At 72.5% G+C, this 25,857-nt stretch carries 26 protein-coding genes; 15 read left to right on the forward strand and 11 right to left on the reverse strand.

The genetic code is table 11. The features are described from left to right. Window positions 1–143 precede the first annotated feature (143 nt). Window positions 144–980 (reverse strand): hypothetical protein, encoded by an 837-nt coding sequence (locus JT723_RS32130; RefSeq protein ID WP_205048399.1) that lies wholly within the window; start codon window positions 978–980, stop codon window positions 144–146. Next, window positions 977–1,801 (reverse strand): hypothetical protein, encoded by an 825-nt coding sequence (locus tag JT723_RS32135; protein ID WP_205048400.1) that lies wholly within the window; start codon window positions 1,799–1,801, stop codon window positions 977–979. The genes JT723_RS32130 and JT723_RS32135 overlap by 4 nt, the downstream gene beginning before the upstream one ends. Window positions 1,802–1,906: 105 nt before the next feature. On the opposite strand from JT723_RS32135, the gene JT723_RS32140 reads away from it, so the two are divergent. Continuing rightward, window positions 1,907–2,269, forward strand: a complete 363-nt coding sequence (locus JT723_RS32140; RefSeq protein WP_205048401.1) for a DsrE family protein — start codon at window positions 1,907–1,909, stop codon at window positions 2,267–2,269. A gap of 22 nt (window positions 2,270–2,291) precedes the next feature. Here the strand turns inward: JT723_RS32140 and JT723_RS32145 are convergent, their stop codons facing one another. The 8 genes from JT723_RS32145 to JT723_RS32175 all read right to left on the reverse strand — a co-directional run bounded on the left by JT723_RS32145 (window position 2,292) and on the right by JT723_RS32175 (window position 7,634). Next, the gene (locus JT723_RS32145) at window positions 2,292–2,591 is read right to left on the reverse strand and encodes a DUF3099 domain-containing protein (protein ID WP_205048402.1); all 300 of its coding nucleotides are present in this window, start codon (window positions 2,589–2,591) and stop codon (window positions 2,292–2,294) included. A gap of 114 nt (window positions 2,592–2,705) precedes the next feature. Further along, complete coding sequence (locus JT723_RS32150) at window positions 2,706–2,996, reverse strand: DUF1416 domain-containing protein (protein WP_069466740.1); 291 nt, start codon at window positions 2,994–2,996, stop codon at window positions 2,706–2,708. Window positions 2,997–3,022: 26 nt separating this feature from the next. Next, a complete protein-coding gene (locus JT723_RS32155; protein ID WP_205048403.1) occupies window positions 3,023–3,859 on the reverse strand; it encodes a sulfurtransferase in 837 nt (278 codons plus the stop codon). Window positions 3,860–4,025: 166 nt separating this feature from the next. Continuing rightward, window positions 4,026–4,106 (reverse strand): putative leader peptide, encoded by an 81-nt coding sequence (locus tag JT723_RS36530; RefSeq protein ID WP_355342331.1) that lies wholly within the window; start codon window positions 4,104–4,106, stop codon window positions 4,026–4,028. Window positions 4,107–4,212: 106 nt separating this feature from the next. After that, window positions 4,213–4,914, reverse strand: coding sequence for an LmeA family phospholipid-binding protein (locus JT723_RS32160; protein ID WP_205048404.1), 702 nt, complete (start codon window positions 4,912–4,914; stop codon window positions 4,213–4,215). Between the two features lie 148 nt (window positions 4,915–5,062). After that, the gene (locus JT723_RS32165) at window positions 5,063–6,403 is read right to left on the reverse strand and encodes a hypothetical protein (RefSeq protein ID WP_205048405.1); all 1,341 of its coding nucleotides are present in this window, start codon (window positions 6,401–6,403) and stop codon (window positions 5,063–5,065) included. Further along, complete coding sequence (locus tag JT723_RS32170) at window positions 6,400–6,693, reverse strand: MoaD/ThiS family protein (protein WP_205048406.1); 294 nt, start codon at window positions 6,691–6,693, stop codon at window positions 6,400–6,402. Before JT723_RS32170 ends, JT723_RS32165 begins: the two co-directional genes overlap by 4 nt. A 140-nt stretch (window positions 6,694–6,833) precedes the next feature. Continuing rightward, a complete protein-coding gene (locus JT723_RS32175; RefSeq protein ID WP_240166532.1) occupies window positions 6,834–7,634 on the reverse strand; it encodes an alpha/beta hydrolase in 801 nt (266 codons plus the stop codon). Between the two features lie 133 nt (window positions 7,635–7,767). Between JT723_RS32175 and JT723_RS32180 the strand changes: the two genes are divergently transcribed. The 14 genes from JT723_RS32180 to pstB all read left to right on the forward strand — a co-directional run bounded on the left by JT723_RS32180 (window position 7,768) and on the right by pstB (window position 24,735). After that, complete coding sequence (locus JT723_RS32180) at window positions 7,768–8,538, forward strand: winged helix-turn-helix transcriptional regulator (RefSeq protein ID WP_205048408.1); 771 nt, start codon at window positions 7,768–7,770, stop codon at window positions 8,536–8,538. 43 nt (window positions 8,539–8,581) lie between these two features. Next, the gene (locus JT723_RS32185) at window positions 8,582–9,607 is read left to right on the forward strand and encodes a LacI family DNA-binding transcriptional regulator (RefSeq protein ID WP_205048409.1); all 1,026 of its coding nucleotides are present in this window, start codon (window positions 8,582–8,584) and stop codon (window positions 9,605–9,607) included. Between the two features lie 435 nt (window positions 9,608–10,042). Next, the gene (locus tag JT723_RS32190) at window positions 10,043–11,086 is read left to right on the forward strand and encodes a S1C family serine protease (RefSeq protein WP_205048410.1); all 1,044 of its coding nucleotides are present in this window, start codon (window positions 10,043–10,045) and stop codon (window positions 11,084–11,086) included. Window positions 11,087–11,158: 72 nt separating this feature from the next. Continuing rightward, window positions 11,159–11,923: a response regulator transcription factor gene (locus JT723_RS32195; RefSeq protein WP_205048411.1), complete on the forward strand. Its 765-nt coding sequence runs from the start codon at window positions 11,159–11,161 to the stop codon at window positions 11,921–11,923. Continuing rightward, window positions 11,920–13,317 carry a sensor histidine kinase gene (locus JT723_RS32200; protein WP_205048412.1) on the forward strand — a complete coding sequence of 466 codons (1,398 nt, stop codon included), beginning with the start codon at window positions 11,920–11,922 and terminating at the stop codon, window positions 13,315–13,317. The genes JT723_RS32195 and JT723_RS32200 overlap by 4 nt, the downstream gene beginning before the upstream one ends. A 90-nt stretch (window positions 13,318–13,407) precedes the next feature. Then, window positions 13,408–14,604 (forward strand): MFS transporter, encoded by a 1,197-nt coding sequence (locus JT723_RS32205; RefSeq protein WP_251512610.1) that lies wholly within the window; start codon window positions 13,408–13,410, stop codon window positions 14,602–14,604. Then, entirely contained in the window at window positions 14,601–15,509 is a 909-nt protein-coding gene (gene mshD / locus JT723_RS32210) for a mycothiol synthase (RefSeq protein WP_205048413.1), read from the forward strand. Before JT723_RS32205 ends, mshD begins: the two co-directional genes overlap by 4 nt. 644 nt (window positions 15,510–16,153) lie before the next feature. Continuing rightward, window positions 16,154–18,382, forward strand: coding sequence for an RNA degradosome polyphosphate kinase (locus JT723_RS32215; protein WP_205048414.1), 2,229 nt, complete (start codon window positions 16,154–16,156; stop codon window positions 18,380–18,382). A gap of 166 nt (window positions 18,383–18,548) precedes the next feature. Beyond that, a complete protein-coding gene (locus tag JT723_RS32220) occupies window positions 18,549–19,574 on the forward strand; it encodes a CHAD domain-containing protein (RefSeq protein WP_205048415.1) in 1,026 nt (341 codons plus the stop codon). Further along, window positions 19,571–19,978, forward strand: a complete 408-nt coding sequence (locus JT723_RS32225; protein ID WP_205048416.1) for an NUDIX hydrolase — start codon at window positions 19,571–19,573, stop codon at window positions 19,976–19,978. The genes JT723_RS32220 and JT723_RS32225 overlap by 4 nt, the downstream gene beginning before the upstream one ends. 599 nt (window positions 19,979–20,577) lie before the next feature. Next, the gene (gene pstS / locus JT723_RS32230; RefSeq protein WP_205048417.1) at window positions 20,578–21,738 is read left to right on the forward strand and encodes a phosphate ABC transporter substrate-binding protein PstS; all 1,161 of its coding nucleotides are present in this window, start codon (window positions 20,578–20,580) and stop codon (window positions 21,736–21,738) included. Between the two features lie 106 nt (window positions 21,739–21,844). Next, window positions 21,845–22,831 carry a phosphate ABC transporter permease subunit PstC gene (gene pstC / locus JT723_RS32235; protein WP_205048418.1) on the forward strand — a complete coding sequence of 329 codons (987 nt, stop codon included), beginning with the start codon at window positions 21,845–21,847 and terminating at the stop codon, window positions 22,829–22,831. Continuing rightward, a complete protein-coding gene (gene pstA, locus JT723_RS32240; RefSeq protein WP_205048419.1) occupies window positions 22,828–23,907 on the forward strand; it encodes a phosphate ABC transporter permease PstA in 1,080 nt (359 codons plus the stop codon). Before pstC ends, pstA begins: the two co-directional genes overlap by 4 nt. Before the next feature lie 51 nt (window positions 23,908–23,958). Then, the gene (gene pstB, locus JT723_RS32245) at window positions 23,959–24,735 is read left to right on the forward strand and encodes a phosphate ABC transporter ATP-binding protein PstB (protein WP_205048420.1); all 777 of its coding nucleotides are present in this window, start codon (window positions 23,959–23,961) and stop codon (window positions 24,733–24,735) included. Between the two features lie 121 nt (window positions 24,736–24,856). On the opposite strand, the gene JT723_RS32250 is transcribed toward pstB, so the two are convergent. Next, window positions 24,857–25,852 carry an inorganic phosphate transporter gene (locus tag JT723_RS32250; RefSeq protein ID WP_205048421.1) on the reverse strand — a complete coding sequence of 332 codons (996 nt, stop codon included), beginning with the start codon at window positions 25,850–25,852 and terminating at the stop codon, window positions 24,857–24,859. Window positions 25,853–25,857: the final 5 nt, after the last annotated feature.

A 25,857-nucleotide genomic window follows, 5' to 3' on the forward strand; every position in this document is an offset into this window, starting at 1 on the left:
GGGGGGGGGGGGGGGGGGGGGGGGGGGGGGGGGGGGGGGGGGGGGGGGGGGGGGGGGGGCGGGGGGGGGGGGGGGGGGGGCGGGCGGGGGGGGCGGAGCCGCGGGCACCGGCCCGGGCTCGTGTTCGGGCTCGTGTTCGGACATCAGACCCCCTCCCCCGGCGCCTGGACGCGGTCGAGCTGCTGGTCCACCAGGTCGACCGCCTCGCTCCTGGGCAGCGGGGCGGGGCCCGCGGCCTGGAACTGGATCATCAGGTCGCCCTCGGTGGCCTGGCAGTACATGCCGTCCAGCCAGTCGGACCCGTCGTCCTTGCGCGCGCTGTCCGACGGCAGCACGCACACCGCGTGCGGGTGGCCGGGCACCGCGGGCCCCTTGGCGAAGACGTCGGACTGGGAGCTGAGCTTGCGGAAGGTCTCGGGACCCTGGGCCGCGGCCGTCTTGTTGCCGACCTGCACGACGGTGACCACGTACTCCCAGCCGCCGCCCTTGCTGTGGTACGTCCGCAGGGCCGCGCCCTTGATGTGCATGGCGTCGAGCAGCGCGTCGGCCTGCTTGCGCTCCTTCGCGGTGAGGTGGGAGCTGCCGTCGCCGCCCTCCAGCATCGCCTTGGCCTGGGCGGCGCCGAGGACGGTGTCGTTGCCGTAGCTCTGGACGTCGGGGCCGGGCTCCATGGTGCGCGGCACGGGCAGCAGCAGCTCGCCGAGGTCGCCGTAGTGGCTGCCGCCGGCGGTCACGCCGTAGGCCCTGGTCGCGGCGGGGGTGGGCGCCGCGGTACGCGCCGCCTCGGCCGCGTGTCCTGAGCCGCCGCCGAGCAGCAGGTAACCGCCGCCGCCGAGCGCGGCGGCCAGCACCAGGGCGCCGGCGATCAGCAGGTCCCTGCGCTGCCGCGCCTTCTCGGCCGCCGCTTCCGGCGTCGGCACCGGCTCGGGAACCGGCACCGGCTCGGGCGCCGGGACCGCCTCGGGGGGTGTCTGGCTCACAGACGCTCCAGCTGCTTCGTGATCACGGACATGACCGCGTTCCGCGACACCGGGTGGAGCCCGCTCACGAAGACCTCCACGAAGATGTTGCCCATGCGGGCGAAGCCCTCGCCGACGTAGACCTTCAGGCCGCCCGCCTCGTCGTACGGCTCCGCGGAGGGCCGCACCTCGCCGTCCGTCGTGCCGGGGACGGGGGTGCCGTAGCTCTGGTGGGTGCCGTCGCTGTACTCGCTGCCGCTCAGCACCTCCGAGGTGTACGGGGTCGTGTCGTCGCGGTACTGCGTCAGGCTGACCTCGGTCTCGACGCGCGAGGTCTTGCCCACCGACCAGCGGGCGGTGACCGCCCGCTGGAAGCCGTGCTCGCCGAGGTCGGAGAAGGCGGAGGCGGGGTCGTAGAACTTGTCCGCGACCGCGGCCTGCGTCAGCCAGCCGCGCTCGCGCTGCTCGGCGCCCTTGGGCGTCGGGAGCAGCAGCTCGATCAGGTTGCCCGCGTAGACCGCGTTGCGGTCGTCGGCGGGCTTCGGCGCGGGCTGCGCGGGGGCCGCGCCGGTGGGCTGTACGGGGGCGGCCGCGCCCAGCGGCGGCAGCGGGGTCGGCTTGCGGTCGCGCTGCACCTGGTAGCCGGCGCCCGCCCCTGCCAGGACGCCGAGTACGGCCGCGGCGGCCACCAGCAGCGTCAGCCGGCCGCGGCGCATCGGGCGGTAGGGCTCGGGCGGCGGCGGCACCGAGGACGAGACGAGTTCGGGTTCGAGGAACAGGGCGGGAGTCTCCTCCCCGTCCTGACCTGCGTCACGGCGTGGTTCGCCGCCGTTTTCCTGCATGGAGCCCCCCCCCGGGCGACGACGTACACGCGTGCGATCGACGTCACGCGGACTCGTATTATGCACCGCCCGTCCGGTGCCCGCGCACCGCTTTAAGCTGGGCGGATGGCGAAGAAGCTCGTGATCAAGGTGACGGCGGGCGCGGACGCGCCCGAGCGGTGCTCGCAGGCGTTCACGGTGGCCGCGGTCGCGGTGGCCAGCGGGGTCGAGGTGTCGCTGTGGCTGACCGGTGAATCGGCGTGGTTCGCGCTGCCGGGGCGGGCCGCGGAGTTCGAACTGCCGCACGCGGCACCGCTGCAGGACCTGCTGGACGCGGTGCTGGCCGGCGGTGCGGTCACCCTGTGCACGCAGTGCGCCGCCCGGCGCGACATCACGGAGAAGGACGTCGTCGAGGGGGTGCGGATCGCGGGTGCGCAGCTCTTCGTCAGCGAGATCATGCCGGACGGCGTGCAGGCGCTCGTCTACTGACGGGCGGCCCCGGGCGGCACGCTCATCGGCGGTGGTCCTTGCGGTTGCGGCCCTCCAGCTCGTCCCACCACGCATCGGACTCCGGGTCCCCCGTGCCCGCGTCGGAGCCGGGCCCGTCGTCGCGCGGCTCGTCGAACCAGCGCTCGTTGGGTCCGCGCCGGTTGGCGACGATCGCCGCGACCGGGGGGATGACCATGGCCACCAGGCACATGCCGATGGCGGCGGGGACGGACCACAGGCGCACGAGTGACCACGCCGTGACGAACAGCACCACGCAGGTGCCCATCATGGCGAAATACCAGTGACGGCGTCGTACGTCCACATCTCAACGGTACGTCCGCCAGGCGGATACCGAAACAGGCCGGGACGGCGCGGAGGGCCGCACCCCCTTGCGCGGGGCGCGGCCCTCCGGGCGTACCGGGTGGCGCCGGGGACGTCAGACGGCGATGGCGACCTCGGCCGCCGCGCCCTGCTGGGCCACGACCGTGCGGTCCACCGTCGCGCCGGGGACCAGCGCGCGCAGCGTCCAGGTGCCGGGCGCCGCGAAGAAGCGGAACTGCCCGGTCGCCGAGGTGGGCACCTCGGCGGTGAACTCGCCGCCGCCGTCGAGCAGTCGGACGTAGCCGCTGACCGGCTCGCCGTCGCGGGTCACAGACCCCTGGATGATGGTCTCGTTCGCCACGTCAACTCCTGCCAGGTCGGGCCCGCCGGCCTTCGCTCCACACATATCGGTCTACCTCGCTTCTCGTGGTCTCAGTTGGCGCCGAGCTCGATCGGCACGCCGACGAGCGAGCCGTACTCGGTCCACGAGCCGTCGTAGTTCTTGACGTTGTCCTGGTCGAGCAGCTCGTGCAGCACGAACCAGGTGAGCGCGGAGCGCTCGCCGATACGGCAGTACGCGATGGTGTCCTTGGCCAGGTCGACGTTCTCGTCCTGGTAGAGCTGGACCAGCTCGGAGTCGGACTTGAAGGTGCCGTCGTCGTTGGCGTTCTTCGACCACGGGATGTTGCGGGCGGTCGGCACGTGGCCGGGGCGCTGCGACTGCTCCTGCGGGAGGTGGGCGGGCGCGAGCAGCTTGCCGGAGAACTCGTCGGGCGAGCGGACGTCGACCAGGTTCAGCGTGCCGATCGCGGCGACGACGTCGTCGCGGAAGGCGCGGATCGCGGTGTTCTGGGCCTTGGCCTTGTACTCGGTCGCGGCGCGCTCGGGCACCGCGGCGACCAGGTCGCGGGAGTCCAGCTCCCACTTCTTGCGGCCGCCGTCGAGCAGCTTGACCGCGTCGTGGCCGTACAGCTTGAAGTACCAGTACGCGTAGGAGGCGAACCAGTTGTTGTTGCCGCCGTAGAGGACGACGGTGTCGTCGTTGGCGATGCCCTTGGCGGACAGCAGCGCCTCGAAGCCGGCCTGGTCCACGAAGTCGCGGCGGACCGGGTCCTGGAGGTCCTTCTTCCAGTCGATGCGGACGGCGTTCTTGATGTGGTTCTTGTCGTACGCCGAGGTGTCCTCGTCCACCTCCACGATGACCACCTTGGGGTCGTCGATGTGGGCCTCGACCCAGTCGGCGTCGACCAGGACGTCACTGCGGCTCATGCTGTTCTCCTCCGGGGCAGTACGGATGGTGCGGTTGCGCGACGCGCAGGGGGCGGTGCGTGCGATGCGGTGCGGTGGCGCGGCTCACGTCGGCGCTCCACGGCACGGGGCAGGCAGACTGCGCCGGGGCCTTGCGGCCGGCTTCGGCGCGGGGGAGCTGCTGCCCCTAGGGCATGCGACAGAGCATGGCGGCGACGCGGCACAGGTCGACTGCCCGCCGCTTCGTGAGATCCGCCTGTCGCTTCATGAGTCCCGATCGTAGGGAAATGAACCCGTAGGTGTCACCGGCGTGTCATATGGCGAGACAAGATTGTCCGAATGGCGGACCAGGCTATGGGTGGCGGTGCCGGGGCTCAGCTCGCGAGGGTGACGTGCTTGCCGCCCGCCTCCACCGACAGGCCGTCCGGCGTGGTCGTCACCGAGGTCAGCGCGATCCCCGACGGCAGGTGCGTGAGCTGCCGCTCGAAGTCGATCTGCTGCCGGACGGTGTCCTCCAGGCCGAGCGCGGTCAGCTCCTTGGGCAGGCTCTGCGCGTGCAGCCCTATCGTGTCGGCGCCGCGTACCGTCACCTGGCTGAGCACACTGATCTTGGTGCCGATGCCGGGGATCGTCCCGGTCAGCTTCACCATCGCCTTGCCGTCCGCGCTGGTGCCCGCCGCCGACACGGTGACCCCGGGGGGCGCGGCCTTGGACAGGTCCGCGTAGGTGATGAAGGCGATCCCGTCGGCGCTGTCGGCTATCGCGGTGCGGTAGCCGTTGGAGAACTTCACGCCGTGCAGGTCGGCGTTGAAGGTCGCGATCCGCAGCGACTGCCCGTCGCCGTGCGCCGCGATGTCCTCCGCCTTGATCTTCACGTCGTCCAGCTTGCCGAAGGCGGCCTGGGTCAGGAACGGGAAGCCCTGGATCGACACCTTCGGCTTGTGGTCGAGCCCCTGGGTGGCCTGGGCGCGCTCGGCGGCCTTGTTCTGCGCGACCGAGACCGCGATCCGGTCGGCGGCGACGAACAGGCCGCCGAGGACCACCACCACGATCAGGACTATCCGCCACACTCGCATGCGCCCGTACTCCCCGGCTCGTTCCGCTCGTCCCGCCCTCGGCTTCCGCAACGCCTGACGGGCGGCAGGGGGTCCGCGGTTCCCCGCGGAACCGATCCGTTACCTGTGGATCTCCGCCTGTGGATGCCTGGGGATCTCCCCCGAAGCCTCAGGTCAGCGCCCGGCCGAGCGCGTAGACGACCGGGGCCGCGGCGGTCAGCGGCAGCGCCACACCCGCGGTGAAGTGGACGAAGCGGGACGGGAAGTCGTAACTGGCCACCCGCAGCCCGACCAGCGCGCACGCCCCGCAGCACACCGCCAGCAGGATCCCGTCACCGGAGGCCAGGTCGCCATGGGTGGCGGCCCCGGTGGCCGCGGCCGCCAGCAGCGCGGCCGCCAGCGACAGCGGTTCGCCGGGCAGCGGCAGGGCGCGCACCAGGGTCGCGGCGGCCACCGCGACGGCGCCGACCACCACCGCGTCCTTGCCCGCGTCCGAGACCGCGGCCGCCAGGTAACCGCAGGCCAGCACGGTGATCAGGGTGGACGCCGAGGTCGCGGTGAGCGAGGACAGCCGCTCGTCCGCGCTGCCGTGGTGGCGCAGCTGCAGCACCAGGACCAGCAGCAGCCACACCCCGAGGGTCCCGACCAGCACCTCGGGCGCGTGGTCGCCGTCGGCGGCCAGCATCGCGACGTCCGCGGTCACCCCGGCCAGGAAGGCCAGCACGATGCCCTGCCGGGCCGGCCACATGCCGTTGAGCCGGAACCAGCCGGCCGCGGTGACCGCCTGGAGCAGCACCAGGAAGACCGTCAGGCCGGGCTTGCCCAGTGCGGCGCCGCCCGCGAGCAGTAGGCCGAGCGCCGCGGTGAGCGCGGCGGGCTGGATGCCGGGCGCGATGATCGGCGAACCCGTACGCCCGTCGGGCCGCACGGGTGCGGTCCTGGCGCCGGCCCTGCGCGCCGCCCGGCCGCCCGGCTGCGCCGCGGGCTCGTCCCCGACGACCGGCAGGACCGCGGTGTGCTCCGCGGCCCGCTGCTCGGCCGGGTAGGCCTGCGGGTCGGCGTAGGTGTGCGGGTCGGCGTAGGCGTGCGCCTGCTGCTGCTGCTGCTGCTGCTGCCAGGGGGCGCCCTGCGCCTCGTACGCCGCCGCACCCGGCGGGTACGGGGGCTGCGGCGACGCGGGCTCCCAGCCGGCCTGCGGGTACTCCTGCGGCGCCGTCCACGGGTGCGCAGCCGGCGGGGTCGCCCCCCAGCCGTCACCCGCAGCCGGGGCGGGGGCGCCGTAGGCCTGGCCGTCCTGGGCCGGCGCGTGCCCCGACCAGTCGTCCCCGGCCGGCGGTGCGCCGTACCCGGTGTCCTGGCCCTGCTGGACGGGCGGGGCCGCGTGCAGCGGCTCGGGCACGTAGGTGCCGTCGGCGCCGTAGGGGGCGGCGGCGCCGCCGTAGCCCTGCTCGTCGTGGCCGCGGCCGGCGCCGTAGCCGTCGCCGTACTCGTACGCGCCGTGGTCGCTCATACCGAGCCCCCGGCGAAGGGCGGCAGCACCTCGACGGTGCCGCTCTCGGGCAGCGGGACCTCGGCGTGGTCGCGGGTGCCGACCGGGCTCCCGTCGACCAGGAAGGAGCAGCGCAGCAGCACGCGGGCGAAGTCGGGCTGCCCGGCGTGCCGCTGCCGGGCCGCGGCGAGCGCGTCGGCGAGCGTGGCGGCGCGGTAGGGCTCCTCCGCGGTGCCCGCGGCGGCCTTGGCTGCGGCCCAGTAGCGGATCGTGCCCGCCGCCGGGCGCGCGGCCGTCTCGGTTCCAGCCATCGCGGCTCCGTCCCCTCGTCCTTCGTGGTGCGTGTCGTGCATCTCTTGCCGGTGGTGCGTGCCGTGCGGGCGGCGGGCGCGGCGCGCGGGTGTGCCGCCCGTACGCCGCCGCCGGGCGCCTCCATCATGGACCGTCGGCGTCACCGCACTCCAACACGGGCGGTCAGCCAGTCGCCGATCCGGCCGAGCAGTTTCTCGTCCGCCGCGTTCTCCGCGTGCCCGAAACCCGGCTCGATCCACAGCTCGGCGCCGCCCTCGCCGGCCGCCTCGGCCAGCGAACGCGGGTGGTCCAGCGGGAAGTACGTGTCGCGGTCGCCGTGCACGATCAGCAGCGGGGTCGGCGCGATGTGCGGCACCGACTCGACCGGCGAGGCCGGCACCGGGTCCCACTCGGCGGAGTTGATGCGGGTGTGCAGGCCGAACCGGGACACCAGGCGCCCTGTGGGCCTGGTCACCACCCAGTGCAGCCGCCGCATCGGCGCCGTACCGCGGTAGTACCACCGGGCCGGCGAGCTGACCGAGACCACCGCGTCCACCGGCGCAAGGCCCGCGCCGGGGCCTGCGCCCGCGTGCCGCAGCACCACGGAGGCGCCCATCGAGAAGCCGACCGCCGCCACCCGTGCGTAACCCAGCCGGCGCGCCCAGCGGACCGCCGCGTCCAGGTCGAGGACCTCGCGGTCGCCGACCGTGGAGTGCCCGCCGGAGCGGCCGTGCCCGCGGAAGGAGAAGGTGAACACTCCCCCGCTGCGGTTGAGCACACCGGCCGCCCGGCGCACCGCGGGCCGCTCCAGCGCCCCGGAGAAACCGTGCGCGACGACGATGGCCAGATCCCGCCCCACCCCCCTGGCCGCCAGGTGTTCGGCTTCGATCCTCGTCCCGTCAGACGTCAACAGAACCGCGCTCTGACCACCCGAAGTGAGCGGTGAAACACGGAAACGCATGTCGTCGGTCTCGGCAGGACTGTCCATGTGGGCTATTGTTCCGTGCAAGAGGACCTGGGCAATGCCGCCCCCGGGTCCTTTCGTGCTTTTCGCACGGTGTCGTCCTCGCAGCTCCGAGGAAGGGTCGTAACAAATGAGCCAGCTGCTGCTGCTGACCAACGCACTCCAGCCGTCGACCGAAGTGCTGCCCGCGCTCGGGCTGCTGCTGCACAGCGTCCGCGTCGCGCCCGCCGAAGGTCCCGCCCTGGTGGACACCCCCGGCGCCGATGTCATCCTCATCGACGGCCGCCGCGACCTGCCGCAGGTGCGCAGCCTGTGCCAGCTGCTGCGCTCCACGGGACCCGGCTGTCCGCTGATGCTGGTCGTCACCGAGGGCGGCCTCGCCGCGGTGACCGCGGACTGGGGGATCGACGACGTGCTGCTCGACACCGCGGGGCCCGCCGAGGTCGAGGCGCGGCTGCGCCTCGCGACCGGCCGCCAGCAGATCACCGGCGACGACAGCCCGATGGAGATCCGCAACGGCGACCTGTCCGTGGACGAGGCCACCTACAGCGCCAAGCTCAAGGGCCGGGTGCTCGACCTCACCTTCAAGGAGTTCGAGCTGCTCAAGTACCTGGCGCAGCACCCGGGCCGGGTCTTCACCCGCGCCCAGCTGCTCCAGGAGGTCTGGGGCTACGACTACTTCGGCGGTACGCGGACGGTGGACGTGCACGTGCGGCGGCTGCGGGCCAAACTCGGCGTCGAGCACGAGTCGTTGATCGGCACCGTCCGCAACGTCGGCTACCGCTTCGTCACTCCGGAGAAGGTCGAGCGGGCCGCGGAGGAGGCCGCCCGCAGCGAGGCCGCGCAGGGCCGCGGATCCGGGCGGCAGGATGCCCGCTCCTCCGCTGAACAGACGGTATGACGAACCGCGTGACGACTTCGTAGACACGCGTAGACTTCCCGTCGTGCCCAAGGTGACGCGCGACGACGTGGCCAGGCTGGCGGGGACCTCCACCGCGGTCGTCAGCTACGTCATCAACAACGGACCCCGGCCGGTAGCCCCGGCCACCCGCGAGCGGGTGCTCGCGGCCATCAAGCAGCTCGGCTACCGCCCGGACCGTGTGGCCCAGGCGATGGCCAGCCGCAGAACCGACCTGATCGGCCTGATCGTCCCCGACGCGCGCCAGCCCTTCTTCGCGGAGATGGCGCACGCGGTCGAACAGGCCGCGTCCGAGCGCGGAAAAATGGTGCTGGTCGGCAACTCCGACTACCTCGACGAGCGCGAGGTCCACTACCTGCGGGCCTTCCTCGGCATGCGGGTCTCCGGGCTGATCCTCATCAGCCAGGGCCTCAGCGACAACGCCGCCACCGAGATCGACGCGTGGGACGCCCGGGTGGTGCTGCTGCACGAACGGCCCGAGGCCATCGACGACATCGCGGTGCGCACCGACGACATCGGCGGCGCGCAGCTCGCGGTGCGCCACCTGCTGGAGCACGGCCACGACTACGTGGCCTGCCTCGGCGGCACCGAGGTCACCCCGGTGATCGGCGACCCCGTCACCGACCACGTCGTCGGCTGGCGGCGGGCCATGGAGGAAGCCGGTCGGTCCACCGAGGGCCGCCTCTTCCAGGCCCCCTACAACCGCTACGACGCCTACGAGGTCGCGCTCGACCTGCTCGCCGGGCCCGACCGGCCCCCTGCCATCTTCTGCGCCACCGACGACCAGGCCATCGGCGTCCTGCGGGCCGCCCGCGAACTGCGCATCGACGTGCCCGAGCAGCTTGCCGTCGCCGGCTTCGACGACGTCAAGGAGGCGGCACTCGCCGACCCGCCGCTGACCACGGTCGCCTCCGACCGCCAGGGCATGGCCCGCGCGGCGGTCGACGCGGTCCTCGACGACTCCCTCCGCGTCCCGGGCGCCAAACGCGAACGCCTCCGCCAATTCCCTTCCCGCCTCGTGGTCCGCAACTCCTGCGGCTGCCACACCTGACGTCTGCGCCGGGGGGCGCCCTTCCGCGGGCCGCGGTGGCTTGTGCGGTGCCTATTCGGCGGGGCCGAGCCAATAGGGGCGCGGGGAACTGCGCGCCAAGCCCCCACCGGGGCGCGGGTCGTCACCGACCGAAAGGGGCTGTCCGGTCCTCCCCCAGAGCTCCGCCTGGGGGTGCCCCCATCTCGCTTCGCTCGGGACCACCGGCCGGTGGGGGGCTGAGCGCGCAGTTCCCCGCGCCCCCGAAAACGCTCACCCCCTGCGCAAGGGGTGCCGTACAGCCGTCGCGGCCAGCGGGAGGCACCGTCGGAAGCGGGGGGGGTGGCGGCCCGTCGCCACGTGACGGTGGGTGGAGGGCCGATCTTATATCGGTCATATTGGCCGGGTTCTCAGCGTGTGCTCAGGCGACTCTCATGTGCGGGACGCACAGTCGTTGACATGACCGAGAGCAGCCGCAACGGCGGCGAACCCCAGAACCCGCACGACCCGCAGCCTCCGCTCTACTTCGGCCCCCAGGGGCAGAGCCCGGTCCCGGCGACCCCGCCGCCGCCCCCGTACGAGCCGGGTACCCACCGGCGCCGGCCGCGCAGGCCGATCGCGCTGTTCGCCGCCGCCGCCGTCGCGGCCGGCGTGATCGGCGGCGGCGTCGGCGCCGTCATCGGCAACGCCACCGACCACTCGGGCGGCAGCAGCACCGCCACCGGCGGCGGCAGCGCCGTGGTCAACGCCGCCGCGCTCGACGGCACCGTCGCAGGCGTCGTGAAGGCCGTCGACCCCAGCGTCGTGGAGATCAACGCAACCTCCGGCCAGGGCAAGGCCACCGGCTCCGGCGTCATCATCACCGCCGACGGCCAGGTCGTCACCAACAACCACGTCGTCGCCGGCGCCAGCCAGATCAGCGTCACCTACGCCAACGGCAAGACCGCCACCGCCAGCGTCGTCGGCACCGACTCCGCCAAGGACCTGGCCCTGATCAAGATCCAGGGCGCGAGCGGCCTGCCCGCCGCCACCCTCGGCGACTCCTCCTCCGTGGCCATCGGCGACCAGGTCGTCGCCATCGGCTCCCCCGAGGGCCTGAGCAACACCGTGACCAGCGGCATCGTCTCCGCCCTCAACCGCGACGTGACCGTGCCGGTCGAGAACGGCGACAGCCAGGGCCAGGGCTTCGGCGGCAACGGCAGCGGGCGCGGCGACCAGTGGCCGTTCTCCTTCGGCGGCAACCAGTACAACGGCGACACCGGCAGCTCCACCACCACGTACAAGGCGATCCAGACCGACGCCTCCCTCAACCCCGGCAACTCCGGCGGCGCCCTGATCAACATGGCCGGGCAGATCGTCGGCATCAACTCCGCGATGTACTCCGACTCCTCCTCCGGCTCGTCCTCCTCCTCGTCCGGCAGCGTCGGCCTCGGCTTCGCCATCCCGGTCAACACCGTCAAGGCCGACCTCGCGAACCTGCGCGCCGGCGGCACGAACCAATGACCTGCGCCATGCGACGCTGAGAGGGTCACGCCACCACCCATGCCCATGCCGAGCAGCGAGGTACCCCCCACCATGAACCCAGGCACCGGCCCCGGACACAGCGCCGGCGAGTCCGGCGAGGCACCCGCCCGCATCCTGATCGTGGACGACGAGCCCGCCGTACGCGAGGCGCTGCGCCGGAGCCTGGCCTTCGAGGGCTACGACACCGAGCTGGCCCCCGACGGCATGGCCGCCCTGGAGACCGCCGACACGTACCGCCCCGACGCGATCGTGCTCGACGTCCTGATGCCGCGCATGGACGGGCTGACCACCGCCCGCCGGCTGCGCGCCACCGGCGTCACCACCCCCATCCTGATGCTCACCGCCCGCGACACCGTCGGCGACCGCGTCACCGGGCTCGACGCGGGCGCCGACGACTACCTGGTCAAGCCCTTCGAGCTGGACGAGCTGCTGGCCCGGCTGCGCGCCCTGCTGCGCCGCAGCTCCTACGCCGCTGCCGCCACCGCGGGCGACGCCGCCGACAACACGCTGGCCTTCGCCGACCTGCGGATGGACGTCACCACCCGCGAGGTCACCCGGGGCGGCCACCCGGTGGAGCTGACCCGCACCGAGTACACCCTGCTCGAACTCTTCCTCACCCACCCCCGCCAGGTCCTCACCCGCGAGCAGATCCTCAAGGCGGTGTGGGGCTTCGACTTCGAGCCGTCCTCCAACTCCCTCGACGTGTACGTGATGTACCTGCGGCGCAAGACGGAAGCGGGCGGCATGCCGCGCATCGTCCACACGGTGCGCGGCGTCGGCTACGTCCTGCGCGCCCCCGACGGCGGGCACGCGTGAACAAGCTCGCCCTGCGCTCGCGGTTGACGCTGCTGACCGCCGTGGCGGTGGCGGTCGCGGTGGCGGCCGTGTCCCTGGCGTCGTGGTTCATCACCCGGGACCAGCTGGTCACCCAGCTCGACTCCACGCTGCACAGCACCCACGTCGACAACCGCTACCTCACCCAGACGATCGCCACCTGTACGTCGTCGGTGCAGACGAACGGCAACGTCCCGCCGAGCCCGGTGGGCGTCCAGATCGTCAAGGCGGACGGGACCCGGTGCGTCGGTCTGGGCACGCTGCCGATCAAGGTGCAGGCCCGCGACATCGAGGTGGCCTCCGGCACGGCGGACGCCGTGACCCACAACGCCCGCACCGACAGCGGGCAGTCGGTCAGGGTCTACACCGAGCCGCTGAACGGGCCGAACGGCGAGTCCACCGGGCTCGCGGTGACGATCTCCCGGCCGCTCGCCGAGATCGACAAGACCCTCACCCACCTGGCCTGGGTACTGCTCGCCGTCGCCGGCTTCGGCGTGCTGGGCGCGACCAGCGCGGGTCTGTGGATCGCCCGCACGGGGTTGCGGCCGGTCGACCAGTTGACCGGGACGGTCGAGCACATCGCGCGCACCGAGGACCTGAACGTGCGTATCCCGGTCGAGGGCGAGGACGAGATCGCCAGACTCGGGAAGTCCTTCAACGCGATGACGTCCGCGCTGGCGTCGTCCAGGGACCGGCAGCAGCAGCTGATCGCCGACGCGGGGCACGAGCTGCGCACCCCGCTGACCTCGCTGCGGACCAACATCGAGCTGCTGGAGCGCAGCGAGGCGACCGGCCGGGCCATCCCGCCGGAGGACCGGCGGGCGCTGCTGGCCTCGGTGAAGGCGCAGATGACCGAGCTGGCCGCGCTGATCGGCGACCTGCAGGAGCTGTCCAGGCCGGACGCGGGGCCGACGCTGAAGGTCGTGCCGCTGCACGAGATCACCGGCACCGCCCTGCAGCGGGCCAGGCTGCGCGGCCCCGACCTGACGATCACCGCCGACGTGGCGCCGTGGTTCGTGCGCGGCGAGGCGGCGGCATTGGAGCGGGCGATCGTGAACCTGCTGGACAACGCGGTGAAGTTCAGCCCGCCCGGCGGGCGGATCGACGTGCGGCTGCAGGGCGGGCGGCTGAGCGTGCGCGACCACGGACCGGGCATCCCCGCCGAGGAGCTGCCGCATGTCTTCGAGCGCTTCTGGCGCTCGCCGTCCGCGCGGTCGCTGCCCGGCAGCGGGCTCGGGCTGTCGATCGTGGCCCGCACCGTCCAGCAGTCCGGCGGGACGATCGGGCTGACGCCCGCGCCGGGCGGCGGCACCGAGGCCGCGCTGTACCTGCCGGGTGCCCCGACGGCACCGCCGGACGCGCCGCCCGAGCCCTGACCGCGTCTCACCATGTGAAATCGCCGTCTCGGATGACGGTAGGCGGCGAATACTTGGCTGCACCATCCACTCGTCGGAGGTGCGTCGACCGTGCGTCGCTGGATCATGCTCGCCCTGGGGACCGCGGCACAGACCGCAGCCTGTGCGTTCGTCTACGGGATCCCGTATCTCGCCGACGAGCTGCGCACCCGGCAGGACCTCAGCCTGACCCAGGTCGGCCTGCTGGTGTCCTGCCCCACGGTCGGCCTGGTGCTCGCGCTGTACGGGTGGGGCGCCGCCGCCGACCGGTGGGGCGAGCGGGTGGTCATCGCCGTGGGACTCGGCGCCGCGGCAGGGGCGCTGGGCGGCGCCGCCTGGGGCGTGCACGGCATGGTGCCGCTCGGCACCCTGCTGGTGACGGCGGGCGCCGCGGGCGCTTCGGTCTACTCGGCGAGCGGGCGGCTGGTCATGGGCTGGTTCTCGGCGGGCGAGCGCGGCCTGGCCATGGGCATCCGGCAGACCTCCACCCCGCTGGGCATGGGCCTGGCCGCACTGGCCACGCCCCCGCTGGCCGGCTCCCACGGGCTGCGCGGCGCCATCGGCTTCCTCGCCGTGCTGTGCGGGGCCATCGCCGTACTGATCGCGCTCTTCGCCGCCGACCCGGCCAGGCCCGCCGCCAAGAACGCCGAGCCCGCACCCAACCCCTACCGCGGCTCGCGGCTGCTGTGGCGCATCCACGGCTCGGCCGCGCTGCTGGTCGTCCCGCAGTTCACCGCGGGCGCCTTCGCGCTGGTGCTGCTGGTCGACGTACGCGGCTGGTCCCCCGTACACGCAGGGCAGCTCATCGCCGCCGCCCAAGGCCTCGGCGCGCTGTCCCGCATCCTGGTCGGCCGCTGGTCGGACCGGGTCGGCGACCGGCTGCGGCCCATGCGGCAGCTTGCCGTGGTCACCGCCGCCGTGGTCGCGGGCGCCGCCCTGACCACCGCCTTCCCCTCGCCGCTGACCGCCGCCGCCCTGGTCGCGGCCATCGCCATCACCTCCAGCACCAACGGGCTGTCCTTCACCTCCACCGCGGAACACGCGGGACCCGCCTGGTCCGGCCGCGCCCTCGGCGTCCACAACACCGGGCAGAACCTCACCGCCGCGGTCGTACCGCCGCTGATGGCCGCGGTCATCTCCGCCACCGCCTACTGGCCCGGTTTCGCGCTGGCCGCCGCCACCGCGTGCGCCTCGGCTGCCATCGTCCCGGTGACGCGTGCGGCGCCCGCCCGCCCCGCGGCGGAAGGGACCCGTACGATTCCGGCATGACCGACCGGCGGATCGACACCCTCACCGACCTCCCCGGCGACACCGCGCAGGCGGTGCTCGACCTCATCGCCACCGCCGCCGCGGCGGACGGCCAACCCGCGGTCTCGGAACAGGGCCGGCTGCACGTGCGCACCGGGCGCCGGGAGGGCGTACGGCACCTGCTGCTGCGGTCCGGCGACGACCTCGCAGGCTACGGCCAGATCGAGGACACCGACCCCGTCGAGGCGCCCGCGGCGGAGTTCGTCGTGCACCCCGACCACCGGCTGCACGGGCACGGGCGGGCACTCGGCGAAGCGCTGCTCGCCGCCAGCGGGCACCGCATGCGGGCCTGGGCGCACGGCGGGCACCCCGCCGCGCGCCACCTGTCCGTACAGCTCGGGCTCAAGCTCTTCCGCGAGCTGCGGCAGCTGCGGATGCCGCTCGCGCCCGGGGGCGCCGGACTCCCCGAGCCCGTGCTGCCCCCCGGGGTCACCGTACGGACCTTCCGGCCCGGCCAGGACGACGCGGACTGGCTGGCCGTCAACGCGGCCGCCTTCGCCCACCACCCCGAGCAGGGCTCCCTCACGCAGCGTGACCTCGACGACCGCAAGGCCGAGCCGTGGTTCGACCCGGCCGGCTTCTTCCTGGCCTTCCGCGGGCCGCGGCTCGTCGGCTTCCACTGGACGAAGGTCCACGACGACCTCGGGCTCGGCGAGGTGTACGTCGTCGGGGTCGCCCCCGGGGAACAGGGCAGCGGCCTCGGCCGCGCACTCACCGCGATCGGGCTCCGCCACCTCGCCGCCGACCGCGCCCTCCCGGGCGCCCTCCTCTACGTCGACGCCGACAACGCCGCGGCGCTCGCCGTATACGAACGTCTCGGCTTCACGACCTACGAGCTCGACCTCATGTACAGGACGGAGTCCTGACCCGGGATACGCCCCCCGACCTGCCTCTTGCGGTGGCCCGCGCGCCTTCCCCGCCATCGTGGCTGGTCTCGCAGTTCCCCGAGCCCCCAGGTGATTGCCACTTGCTGTGGCGTTGCCTTCTTCCCGCCCATTCGGGCTGGGCGCGCAGTTCCCCGCGCCCCTGGTTGTTGCCCTCTGTGCGCAGAGCCGGCGCTTTCAGGCGGCGCCCTCTGCGCAGGAGGGTGAGCGTTTTTTCAGGGGCGCGGGGAACTGCGCGCCCCATCACGACGCACCGAAAGACGACCGCCCACCGCAGGTGGCAATCACCTTGGGGCGCGGCGCAGCCGCAGGTGGCGGGGGCGCGCCCGGAGGGCGGAACATGGGTGCGGGGGATCCCGCGGAAGAAGGACGGGGGCACCCGGGAGGGTCCGCGCAACCCCGCCGGAGGCGCTGCGCTTGCCTGACGGCAATACTCTCGTTACCAGCGGTTCAACCACCCTTGCGAGCATCGCGGGATGCAGCCCGCTGCCCCCCACCGCCCACCCCCGCCCGACCTGCCGAAACCCTCGTCCGCACGAGACAATGGAGCGACGGCTGCTGGCCGCCTGACGGGGGGTGTCGGCCGCGTGTACGACGTGCCGGAACCGGAGGAGGGCTCGCGCACCATGGCCCAGACGAATCACCCCAGCGTCCCGGCCCAGCCCCAGCAGGGGACGGGCGAGGGCACCACCGATGTGTTCGGCACTTTCCGGCCGCGGGTCGTTCCCGATCTGGAGCCGGAGCCGCCGGGTCTTGACGCGGCGAGCGAGGAGTTCGGCGAGGAGCTGCCGCAGGGCCGCTTCCTCGACCGGGAGCGCAGCTGGCTGGCCTTCAACGAGCGGGTCCTGGAACTGGCCGAGGACCCGGCGACCCCGCTACTCGAACGGGCTAACTTCCTGGCGATATTCGCCAGCAACCTGGACGAGTTCTTCATGGTCAGGGTCGCGGGCCTCAAGCGCCGCATGGCCACGGGCGTGGCGACCCGGTCCGCGTCGGGGCTGCAGCCCCGGGACGTACTGGACCTGATACTCACCCGGTCCAGGGAGCTGATGGCCAGGCATGCCGCCTGCTTCCAGAACGACGTCGCCCCGCAGCTGGCCGACGAGGGCATCCACGTCATCCGCTGGGGCGAGCTGACCGAGAAGGAGCAGGCGCGGCTGGCGACGCTCTTCCGGCAGCAGATCTTCCCGGTGCTGACCCCGCTGGCGGTGGACCCGGCGCACCCCTTCCCGTACATCTCCGGCCTGTCGCTGAACCTGGCGGTCGTGGTGCGCAACCCCGTCTCGGGGCACGAGCACTTCGCGCGGGTGAAGGTGCCGCCGATCCTGTCCCGCTTCCTTGAGGCGGGGCCGCAGCGCTACGTCCCGCTGGAGGACGTGATCGCCGCGCACCTCGAAGAGCTGTTCCCCGGCATGGACGTCCTGGACCACCACATGTTCCGGGTGACAAGGAACGAGGACCTGGAGGTCGAGGAGGACGACGCCGAGAACCTGCTCCAGGCCCTGGAGAAGGAGCTGATGCGGCGCCGCTTCGGGCCTCCGGTGCGCCTGGAGGTGGAGGAGTCGATCGCCCCCCGGGTGCTCGACCTGCTGGTCCACGAGCTGAAGATGAAGCACACCGAGGTCTACCCGCTGCCCGGGCCGCTCGACCTGACCGGGCTGTTCGCGATCGCGGGCCTGGACCGCCCCGAGCTGAAGTTCCAGCGCTTCATCGCCGGCACCCACCGCGACCTGGCCGAGGTGGAGTCCGCCTCGCCGCCGGACATCTTCGCGGCGATGCGGGAGCGGGACATCCTGCTGCACCACCCGTACGACTCGTTCTCGACGTCCGTGCAGGCCTTCCTGGACCAGGCGGCGGCCGACCCCGACGTGCTGGCCATCAAGCAGACCCTCTACCGCACCTCGGGCGACTCGCCGATCGTGGACGCGCTGATCGACGCGGCCGAAGCCGGCAAGCAGGTCCTGGTGCTGGTCGAGATCAAGGCGCGCTTCGACGAGCAGGCCAACATCAAGTGGGCCAGGAAGCTCGAAGAGGCCGGCTGCCACGTCGTCTACGGCCTGGTCGGCCTGAAAACGCACTGCAAGCTGTCGCTGGTGGTCCGGCAGGAGGGCGACACCCTGCGCCGCTACAGCCACGTCGGCACCGGCAACTACCACCCCAAGACGGCCAGGCTCTACGAGGACCTGGGCCTGCTGACCGCCGACCCGCACGTCGGGGCGGACCTGTCGCACCTGTTCAACCGGCTGTCCGGCTACTCACGGCGGGCCACGTACAACCGGCTGCTGGTGGCCCCGCGCAGCCTGCGCGACGGCCTGGTCTCCCGGATCATGGCGGAGATCGAGCACCACAAGGCCGGCAAGCCCGCCTTCGTCCGCATCAAGGTCAACTCGATCGTGGACGAGGCGCTGATCGACGCGCTCTACCGGGCCTCGCAGGCCGGCGTCCCCGTCGACATCTGGGTCCGCGGGATCTGCGCGGTCCGGCCGGGTGTGGCCGGGCTGTCGGAGAACATCAAGGTCCGCAGCGTCCTGGGGCGCTTCCTCGAACACTCCCGGGTGTTCGCGTTCGGCAACGGCGGCGAGCCGGAAGTGTGGTTCGGCAGCGCCGACATGATGCACCGCAACCTCGACCGCCGCATCGAGGCGCTGGTCAGGGTCGCCGACCCGGCCCACCGCGCCACCCTCAACCGCCTGCTGGAGACCGGGATGTCGGACAGCACGTCCTCCTGGCACCTGGCGGCTGACGGCGACTGGACCCGGCACAGCACCGACGCCGAGGGGCGTCCGCTGCGCAATGTCCAGGAGATGCTCATCGACGCCCGGAGGCGCCGGCGTGGCCCATCAGCAGCTACCTGACCGGCTGCCGTCGCAGCACAGCCAGACTCCGCCGGACGGGGGCGGCCCAGCAGCCCATCCGCCCCCGGCCGCCGCAGCGACCAGGACAAGGACCAGGCCGCCGCAGCCGCCCGCGCCCGGCGGCAGCCCACCGGCAGACAACGGGGACACGGGGACCAGCACCATCATGAACGCCGAACCGTACGACGCCACGCCGCCGGGCGGCGGCACCGCGGGCGAGGTGCTGACCCGCTACCTGCACGAGCGCGCCGCCGCCTTCCTGCGCGGGCTGAGCCTGCGCGGCGAGAACGAGGCCGACGCCGACGCCCTGCTGCGCGGCAGCGCCCGCAGGATCGGCGGGGTGCTGCACATCTACGGCCCGCTCACCGACCCCGGCTGGGCGGAACCGCTGCGGGCCGAGCTGGGCTGGCTGTCCACGACCCTGGGCCGCGAACCGCAGTACGCCGCCCGGCTGACCCGGCTGCTCGACGCGCTGCGCCGGCTGTCGATCACCGTGGACGACCAGGAGGCCGTCACCGTCGGCGGTGCGCCGCCGCCCGCACCCTCCGGCGGCCCGCTGGCGCTGGGCGCGGCCCGCGCGGGCGCGCTGCTCGAACGCCAGCTGACCCTGGCCAGGACCCGCGCCCACTCGGCGTCGCTGCAGGCCATGGGCTCCTCCCGCTTCCACGCGCTGGCCGACGCCATCGCCGTCCTGGTCTCCGAGGTGCCCCTCGCGCCGGCTGCCGCCGCCCCGGCGACCGCCGTCATGCCGCCGCTGGCCGGGCAGGCGTACAAGCGCCTCGCCGACGCCGCCGCCGCGCTCCCGCTGCACCGGGCGGCGCACCCGTACAACGCCGACGCCGTCCAGGCCTCGCTCGGCGCCGACCTCACCGCCGACCTGCAGGACGCGCCCTGGCACCAGGTCCGCATCCTGCTGCGGCTCAGCCGCTACGCCGCCGAGGTGACCCGGCCCGAGGGCGACACCGCCGACCGGCAGCGGCTCACCGACGCGGCAGCGCTGCTGGAGCGGCACCGGGAGGCCGCCGAGTCCGCCGCCGCGGTCGCCGCGGCGGCCCGCACCCCGCGCATAGCGCCGGCGACCGCCTACGCCCTGGGCGTCCTGCACGCCGACCAGCGGCACGAGGTCGAGGCGGCCCGCTTCGCCTTCTCCCGCCTGTGGCAGACCGCGGTCCCGGGGCCGCGCGGCCGGTGAACGCCGACAGCGCCGCCGTCAGGGCGGCCGGCGTGGTGCTGTGGCGCACCGCACCGGCGGGCGTCGAGATCGCCCTGATCCACCGGCCCCGCTACGACGACTGGAGCCTGCCCAAGGGCAAGCTCAAGCGCGGCGAGGACTTCTCCGCCGCCGCGGTGCGCGAGACCCGCGAGGAGACCGGCCTGGCCTGCGACCTCGGCCCCGCGCTGCCCGCCACGCACTACCTGGTCGACGGGCGCCCGAAGGAGGTCCGCTACTGGGCCGCCCGAGCCCACGCGGGCGACTTCGTCGCCAACACGGAGGTGGACGCGATGGTCTGGCTGCCTCCCGCCGCCGCCCGCCACCGCCTCACCCACGACCGCGACCGCCCCCTCGTCGACGCCCTCCTGCTGGCACTGGCCTAGGTTGCCTCTTCGGCTGGGCCGAACACTTAGGGGCGGGCGGGGTGCCTCTTCGGCTGGGCCGAGCCAATAGGGGCGCGGGGAACTGCGCGACCAGCCCCCACCGGCCGTCGTGCGGCGACGGACCGCCACCACCCCCAGGCGGCGCTGGGGGTACCCCCAGGCGAAGCTCTGGGGGCGGAACTGCGCGCCAAGCCCCCACCGGGGCGCGGGCCGTCACCGACCCAAAGGGGCTCTTCCGTCCGGAGACGGACCACCCGCCGGTGGTGGGCTGAGCGCGCAGTTCCCCGCGCCCCTGGGGTTGCCCCCTTACCGAAGGGGAGCCGCACAGCCCCCGCGGCCCGCGGAAGCGCACCCCCTGCGGAGGGGAGCCGCCCGAGCCACCGCGGCCGGCGGATGCGCACCCCCGGCACAGGGGGAACGCACGCCCCACGCGGGTGGGGGGCACACCGGGCTGACGGGTGAGGTTCACCCGGCGTTCACCCTCTCCCGTCGGTCGCTTCACCTGATCTGCCTAATTTCGGCCTTACCGGTGAGCACCAGCCGCCGGAGGACGAATGCTTCGCCGTCGACCGGCGGGCTCTCGGAAGGAACACACGAAGGTGAAGCTTCAGCGTAAGAGCGGGCTGCGGGCCCTGACCGTCGGCGCGGTCGCGATTACCGGTGCGCTCGTCCTGTCGGCCTGCGGTTCGGACGACAACAGCGACAGCAGCAGCACACCGAGCAACTCGGCCAGCGGTTCGAGCAGCGCGGCGAGCGGAACCAACGCGGGCGGCATCTCCTGCGCGACCGGCAAGCTCCTGTCCTCGGGTTCGACCGCGCAGCAGAACGCGATCGAGACCTGGGTCAAGGACTACCAGCAGGCGTGCAGCGGCGCGACGATCAACTACAAGCCGTCGTCCTCCGGTGAGGGCATCATCGACTTCAACAACGGCACGGACGCCTTCGCCGGCTCCGACTCGCCGCTGAAGCCCGAAGAGGTCGCCAAGTCCAAGAGCGTCTGCACCGGTGGCCAGGGCGTCAACATCCCGATGGTCGGCGGCCCGATCGCGGTCGGCTACAACCTGCCCGGCGTGAACAACCTGGTGCTGAACGCCTCGACGCTGGCCAAGATCTTCAACGGCAAGATCACCACCTGGAACGACAAGGCGATCACCGCCCTGAACCCGGGTGTCACCCTGCCGAGCACGAAGATCCAGTCGGTCCACCGCCAGGACGACTCGGGCACCACGGACAACCTGACCAAGTACTTCCACGGCGCCGCCCCGGCCGACTGGCCGTACGAGCACGCCAAGGCGTGGGCCGCCAAGGGCGGCCAGGCCGCTGCGAAGTCCTCCGGTGTCGCCGCGCTGGTGAAGCAGACCGAGGGCTCGATCGGCTACTTCGAGCTGTCCTACGCGACCGCCAGCAGCATCCCGACCGTCAAGATCAACACCGGTGCCGCCGCCCCGGTCGAGGCCACCACCGACAACGCCTCCTCGGGCATCGCCCAGGCGAAGGTCGTCGGCACCGGCTCCGACCTGGCCCTGGACCTGGGTGCCGCGTACACCACCAAGGCGGACAACGCCTACCCGATCGTCCTGGTGACGTACGAGATCGCCTGCGACAAGGGCAACAAGGCCGACACCCTCGCGCTGACCAAGTCCTTCCTGACCTACATCGCCAGCGACGCCGGCCAGGGCAAGCTCGCGGCCGCCGGCTACGCGCCGCTGCCGACCGAGATCGCCACGAAGGTCCGCTCCACCATCTCCGCCCTCTCCTGATCGAAGCGCGGCGGGTCCCGCGGCCGACGGCTGCGGGACCCGCCGCGTATCCGGTGCACCGCCGCCGGGGGAGCGCGCTCCCCCACCCAGACCGGAGAAAACACCTATGACAACCACTGCTCCACCCCCCACGAAGCCCGAGCCGCACCGGGCCGCCAAGACGGTGTCCCGCCCCGGCGACCGGATCTTCGCCGGGCTCGCCCGCGGATCCGGCATCCTGCTGCTCGTGGTGATGGCCGCCATCGCGCTGTTCCTCACGGTCCGCGCGGTCAGCGCGATCTCCAAGGACCACGGCAACTTCCTGACCACCTTCGAGTGGACGCCCAGCCTGAACCCGCCGGTCTTCGGCATCGCGGTCCTGGCGTACGGCACCGTGGTCAGCTCGATCATCGCGATGGCCATCGCCGTGCCGATCGCGATCGGCATCGCGCTGTTCATCACCCACTACGCACCGCGCCGCCTGGGCGGTCCGATCGCCTACGTGATCGACCTGCTCGCCGCGGTGCCCAGCATCGTCTACGGCCTGTGGGGCGCCCTCTTCCTGGTGCCGCACCTGCGGGGCGTCAACCTCTGGCTGAACGACTACTTCGGCTGGACATACATCTTCCACAAGGAAGACCCGAACTCGGCGGCCCGCTCGCTGTTCACCGTGGGCATCCTGCTGGCGATCATGATCCTGCCGATCATCACCAACGTCAGCCGCGAAGTGATCAACCAGGTGCCGAAGATGCACGAGGAGGCGGCGCTCGCGCTCGGCGCGACCCGCTGGGAGGTCATCCGCCTGTCGGTGCTGCCCTTCGCCCGCTCCGGCATCATCAGCGCCTCCATGCTGGGCCTGGGCCGCGCGCTCGGCGAGACCATGGCGGTCGCCACCGTGCTGTCCGCCTCGCCGCAGCTGTCCGGGCACATCCTGGACCCGCTGGGCGGCACCTTCTCGCAGAACATCGTCGCCAAGTTCGGTGAGGCCGACGAGTTCGGCCGGGACGCGCTGATCGCCTCCGGCCTGGTGCTCTTCCTCATCACCCTGCTGGTCAACGGCGCCGCACGGATCATCATCCAGCGCCGGAAGGAATACTCGGGGGCCAACGCATGAGCGACACCGTCATGGACGCCAGGCCGGCGTCCGGCACCCCCGCCTCGCCGCGGCTCGCCTCCCGCCACCTGCCGCGCTGGAGCCCGCTCGCGATCGCCGCGGGCGCCATAGCGGTCGCCGCGGGCATCGGCGCGGGCGCGGGCCTGAGCAGCCACATCCAGTGGGGCCTGATCGCCCTGGTGCTCTTCGTGGCCGGCTCCTACGCGATCACCGCCCGGGTCGAGGGCCGCAGGCAGGCCAAGGACCGGGTGGCCACCAGCCTGGTCTGGTCGAGCTTCGTCCTGGCCGTCATCCCGCTGTACTCCCTGGTCGAGACGACGATCAGCAAGGGCGCCGACGTCATCGACGGCACGTTCCTGACCCACTCGATGAACAACGTGCTGACCATCCAGCCCGGCGGCGGCGTCTACCACGCCATCATCGGCACCCTGGAGCAGGTCGGCATCGCCACCGTCATCGCCGCCCCGCTGGGCATGCTCACGGCGATCTACCTGGTCGAGTACGGCAAGGGCCGGCTCGCCAAGTGGGTGACCTTCTTCGTGGACGTCATGACCGGCATCCCGTCGATCGTGGCCGGTCTGTTCATCCTGTCGATCTGGTTCGTGGCCCTCGGCAAGGCCCCGGCGTCCGGCTTCGCCGGCTCGCTGGCGCTGGCCCTGCTGATGATGCCGGTCGTGGTGCGCTCCACCGAGGAGATGCTCAAGCTCGTCCCGAACGAACTGCGCGAGGCCTCGCTGGCACTGGGCGTCCCGAAGTGGCGCACCACCGTCAAGGTGGTCCTGCCGACCGCCGTCGGCGGCATCACCACCGGTGTGATGCTGGCGATCGCACGTATCGCGGGTGAGAGCGCCCCGATCGCCCTGCTGGTCTTCGGCAGCGCGGCGATCAACACCGACCCCTTCCACGACCCGCAGTCGTCCCTTCCGTACTACATCTACGAGCAGTACAACAACGGCAACCAGCCCAGCTACGACCGCGCATGGGGGGCCGCCCTGGTCCTCATCGCGTTCGTGATGGTCCTGAACCTCATCGCCAGGTTCATCGCCCGCTGGAAGGCGCCCAAGGCCGGTCGCTGACGCGGCCCACCCCCAAGTCAGCAGACCGCCCGCAGAAAAGAAGTGATCCCCATGGCAAAACGCATCGACATCAGCGGCCTGTCCGCGTATTACAGCGCCTTCAAGGCGATCGACGACATCTCGATGACCATCGAGCCCGGCTCCGTGACGGCCTTCATCGGCCCGTCCGGCTGCGGCAAGTCCACCTTCCTGCGCACCCTGAACCGGATGCACGAGGTCACCCCCGGCGGCCGCGTCGAGGGCAAGGTGATGCTCGACGACGAGAACCTGTACGGGTCGGGCGTCGACCCGGTGACCGTGCGCCGCACCGTCGGCATGGTCTTCCAGCGCCCCAACCCCTTCCCCACCATGTCGATCTACGACAACGTGGCGGCCGGCCTCAAGCTCAACGGCATCCGCAAGAAGAGCGAGCTGGACGGCATCGTCGAGCGCTCCCTGAAGGGCGCCAACCTCTGGAACGAGGTCAAGGACCGGCTGAACAAGCCCGGCTCCGGCCTGTCCGGCGGCCAGCAGCAGCGGCTGTGCATCGCCCGCGCCATCGCGGTCGAGCCGCAGGTGCTGCTGATGGACGAGCCGTGCTCGGCGCTCGACCCGATCTCGACCCTCGCCATCGAGGACCTGATCGGCGAGCTGAAGACCCGGTTCACCATCGTCATCGTGACCCACAACATGCAGCAGGCGGCCCGCGTCTCGGACCGTACCGCCTTCTTCAACCTGTCGGCCGTCGGCCAGCCCGGCAAGCTCATCGAGATCGACGACACCGAGCGGATCTTCTCCAACCCGTCCGTGCAGGCCACCGAGGACTACATCTCCGGCCGCTTCGGATAACCAGGACCGCCGTGCGGTGCTGCATGGCGGTGCCACCGCAAGGCGCAGGCCCCGCTCCCCTTTCCAGGGGGGCGGGGCCTGATCCGTTCCGGGGCCCGGCCCTCTGCGGGGCCGCGGCCTGTCAGCCGAAGATCAGCTTGACGATGTAGTAGCAGGCGGCGGCGACCAGGGCCGCGGCCGGCATGGTGATGAACCAGCCCGCGACGATGTTCTTGGCCACGCCCCAGCGGACCGCCTTGACCCTGCGGGTCGCGCCGACGCCCATGATCGAGGACGTGATGACGTGGGTGGTGGAGACCGGCGCCTGGAAGATGTACGAGGTCGCGTAGAGGATCGACGCGGACGTCGTCTCGGCCGCGAAGCCCTGCGGCGGGTCCAGGTCGATGATCCGCCGCCCCAGGGTGCGCATGATCCGCCAGCCGCCCGCGTACGTGCCCAGCGACATCATCGCCGCGCACACGAACTTGACCCAGATCGGGATGCCGTAGCCCTTGGACGGGTCGTTGATGACCAGTGCGAGGACGACGACGCCCATCGTCTTCTGCGCGTCCTGCAGGCCGTGGCCCAGCGCCATGCCGGCCGCCGAGACGGTCTGCGCGATACGGAAGCCGCGCTTGGCCTTGTGCGGGTTGGCCCGGCGGAAGAACCACAGGATGGCCAGCATCACCAGGTAGCCCAGCAGCAGGCCGACCGCGGGCGAGACGAACATCGGGATGATGACCTTGTCGACCACACCCGACCAGTGCACGGTGGTGCCGCCGGCCAGTGCAGCGCCCACCAGACCGCCGAACAGCGCGTGGCTGGAACTCGACGGCAGGCCGAAGTACCAGGTGACCAGGTTCCAGACGATCGCGCCGGCCAGCGCCGCGAAGAGGATGCCCATGCCCGAGCGGCCCTCGGGCGTCGCGATCAGGCCCTTGCTGACCGTCTTGGCCACCCCGCTGCCGAGGAAGGCGCCGGCCAGGTTCATCACCGCCGCCATCGCCAGCGCCGCCTTGGGGGTCAGCGCCCGGGTGGAGACGGAGGTGGCGATGGCGTTCGCGGAGTCGTGGAAACCGTTGGTATAGGTGAAGAAGAGCGCCACCGAGATGGTGACGATCAGCACAAAGGTGTCCACGTGGG

Source organism: Actinacidiphila bryophytorum (genome assembly GCF_016916835.1).
GTDB lineage: Bacteria > Actinomycetota > Actinomycetes > Streptomycetales > Streptomycetaceae > Actinacidiphila > Actinacidiphila bryophytorum.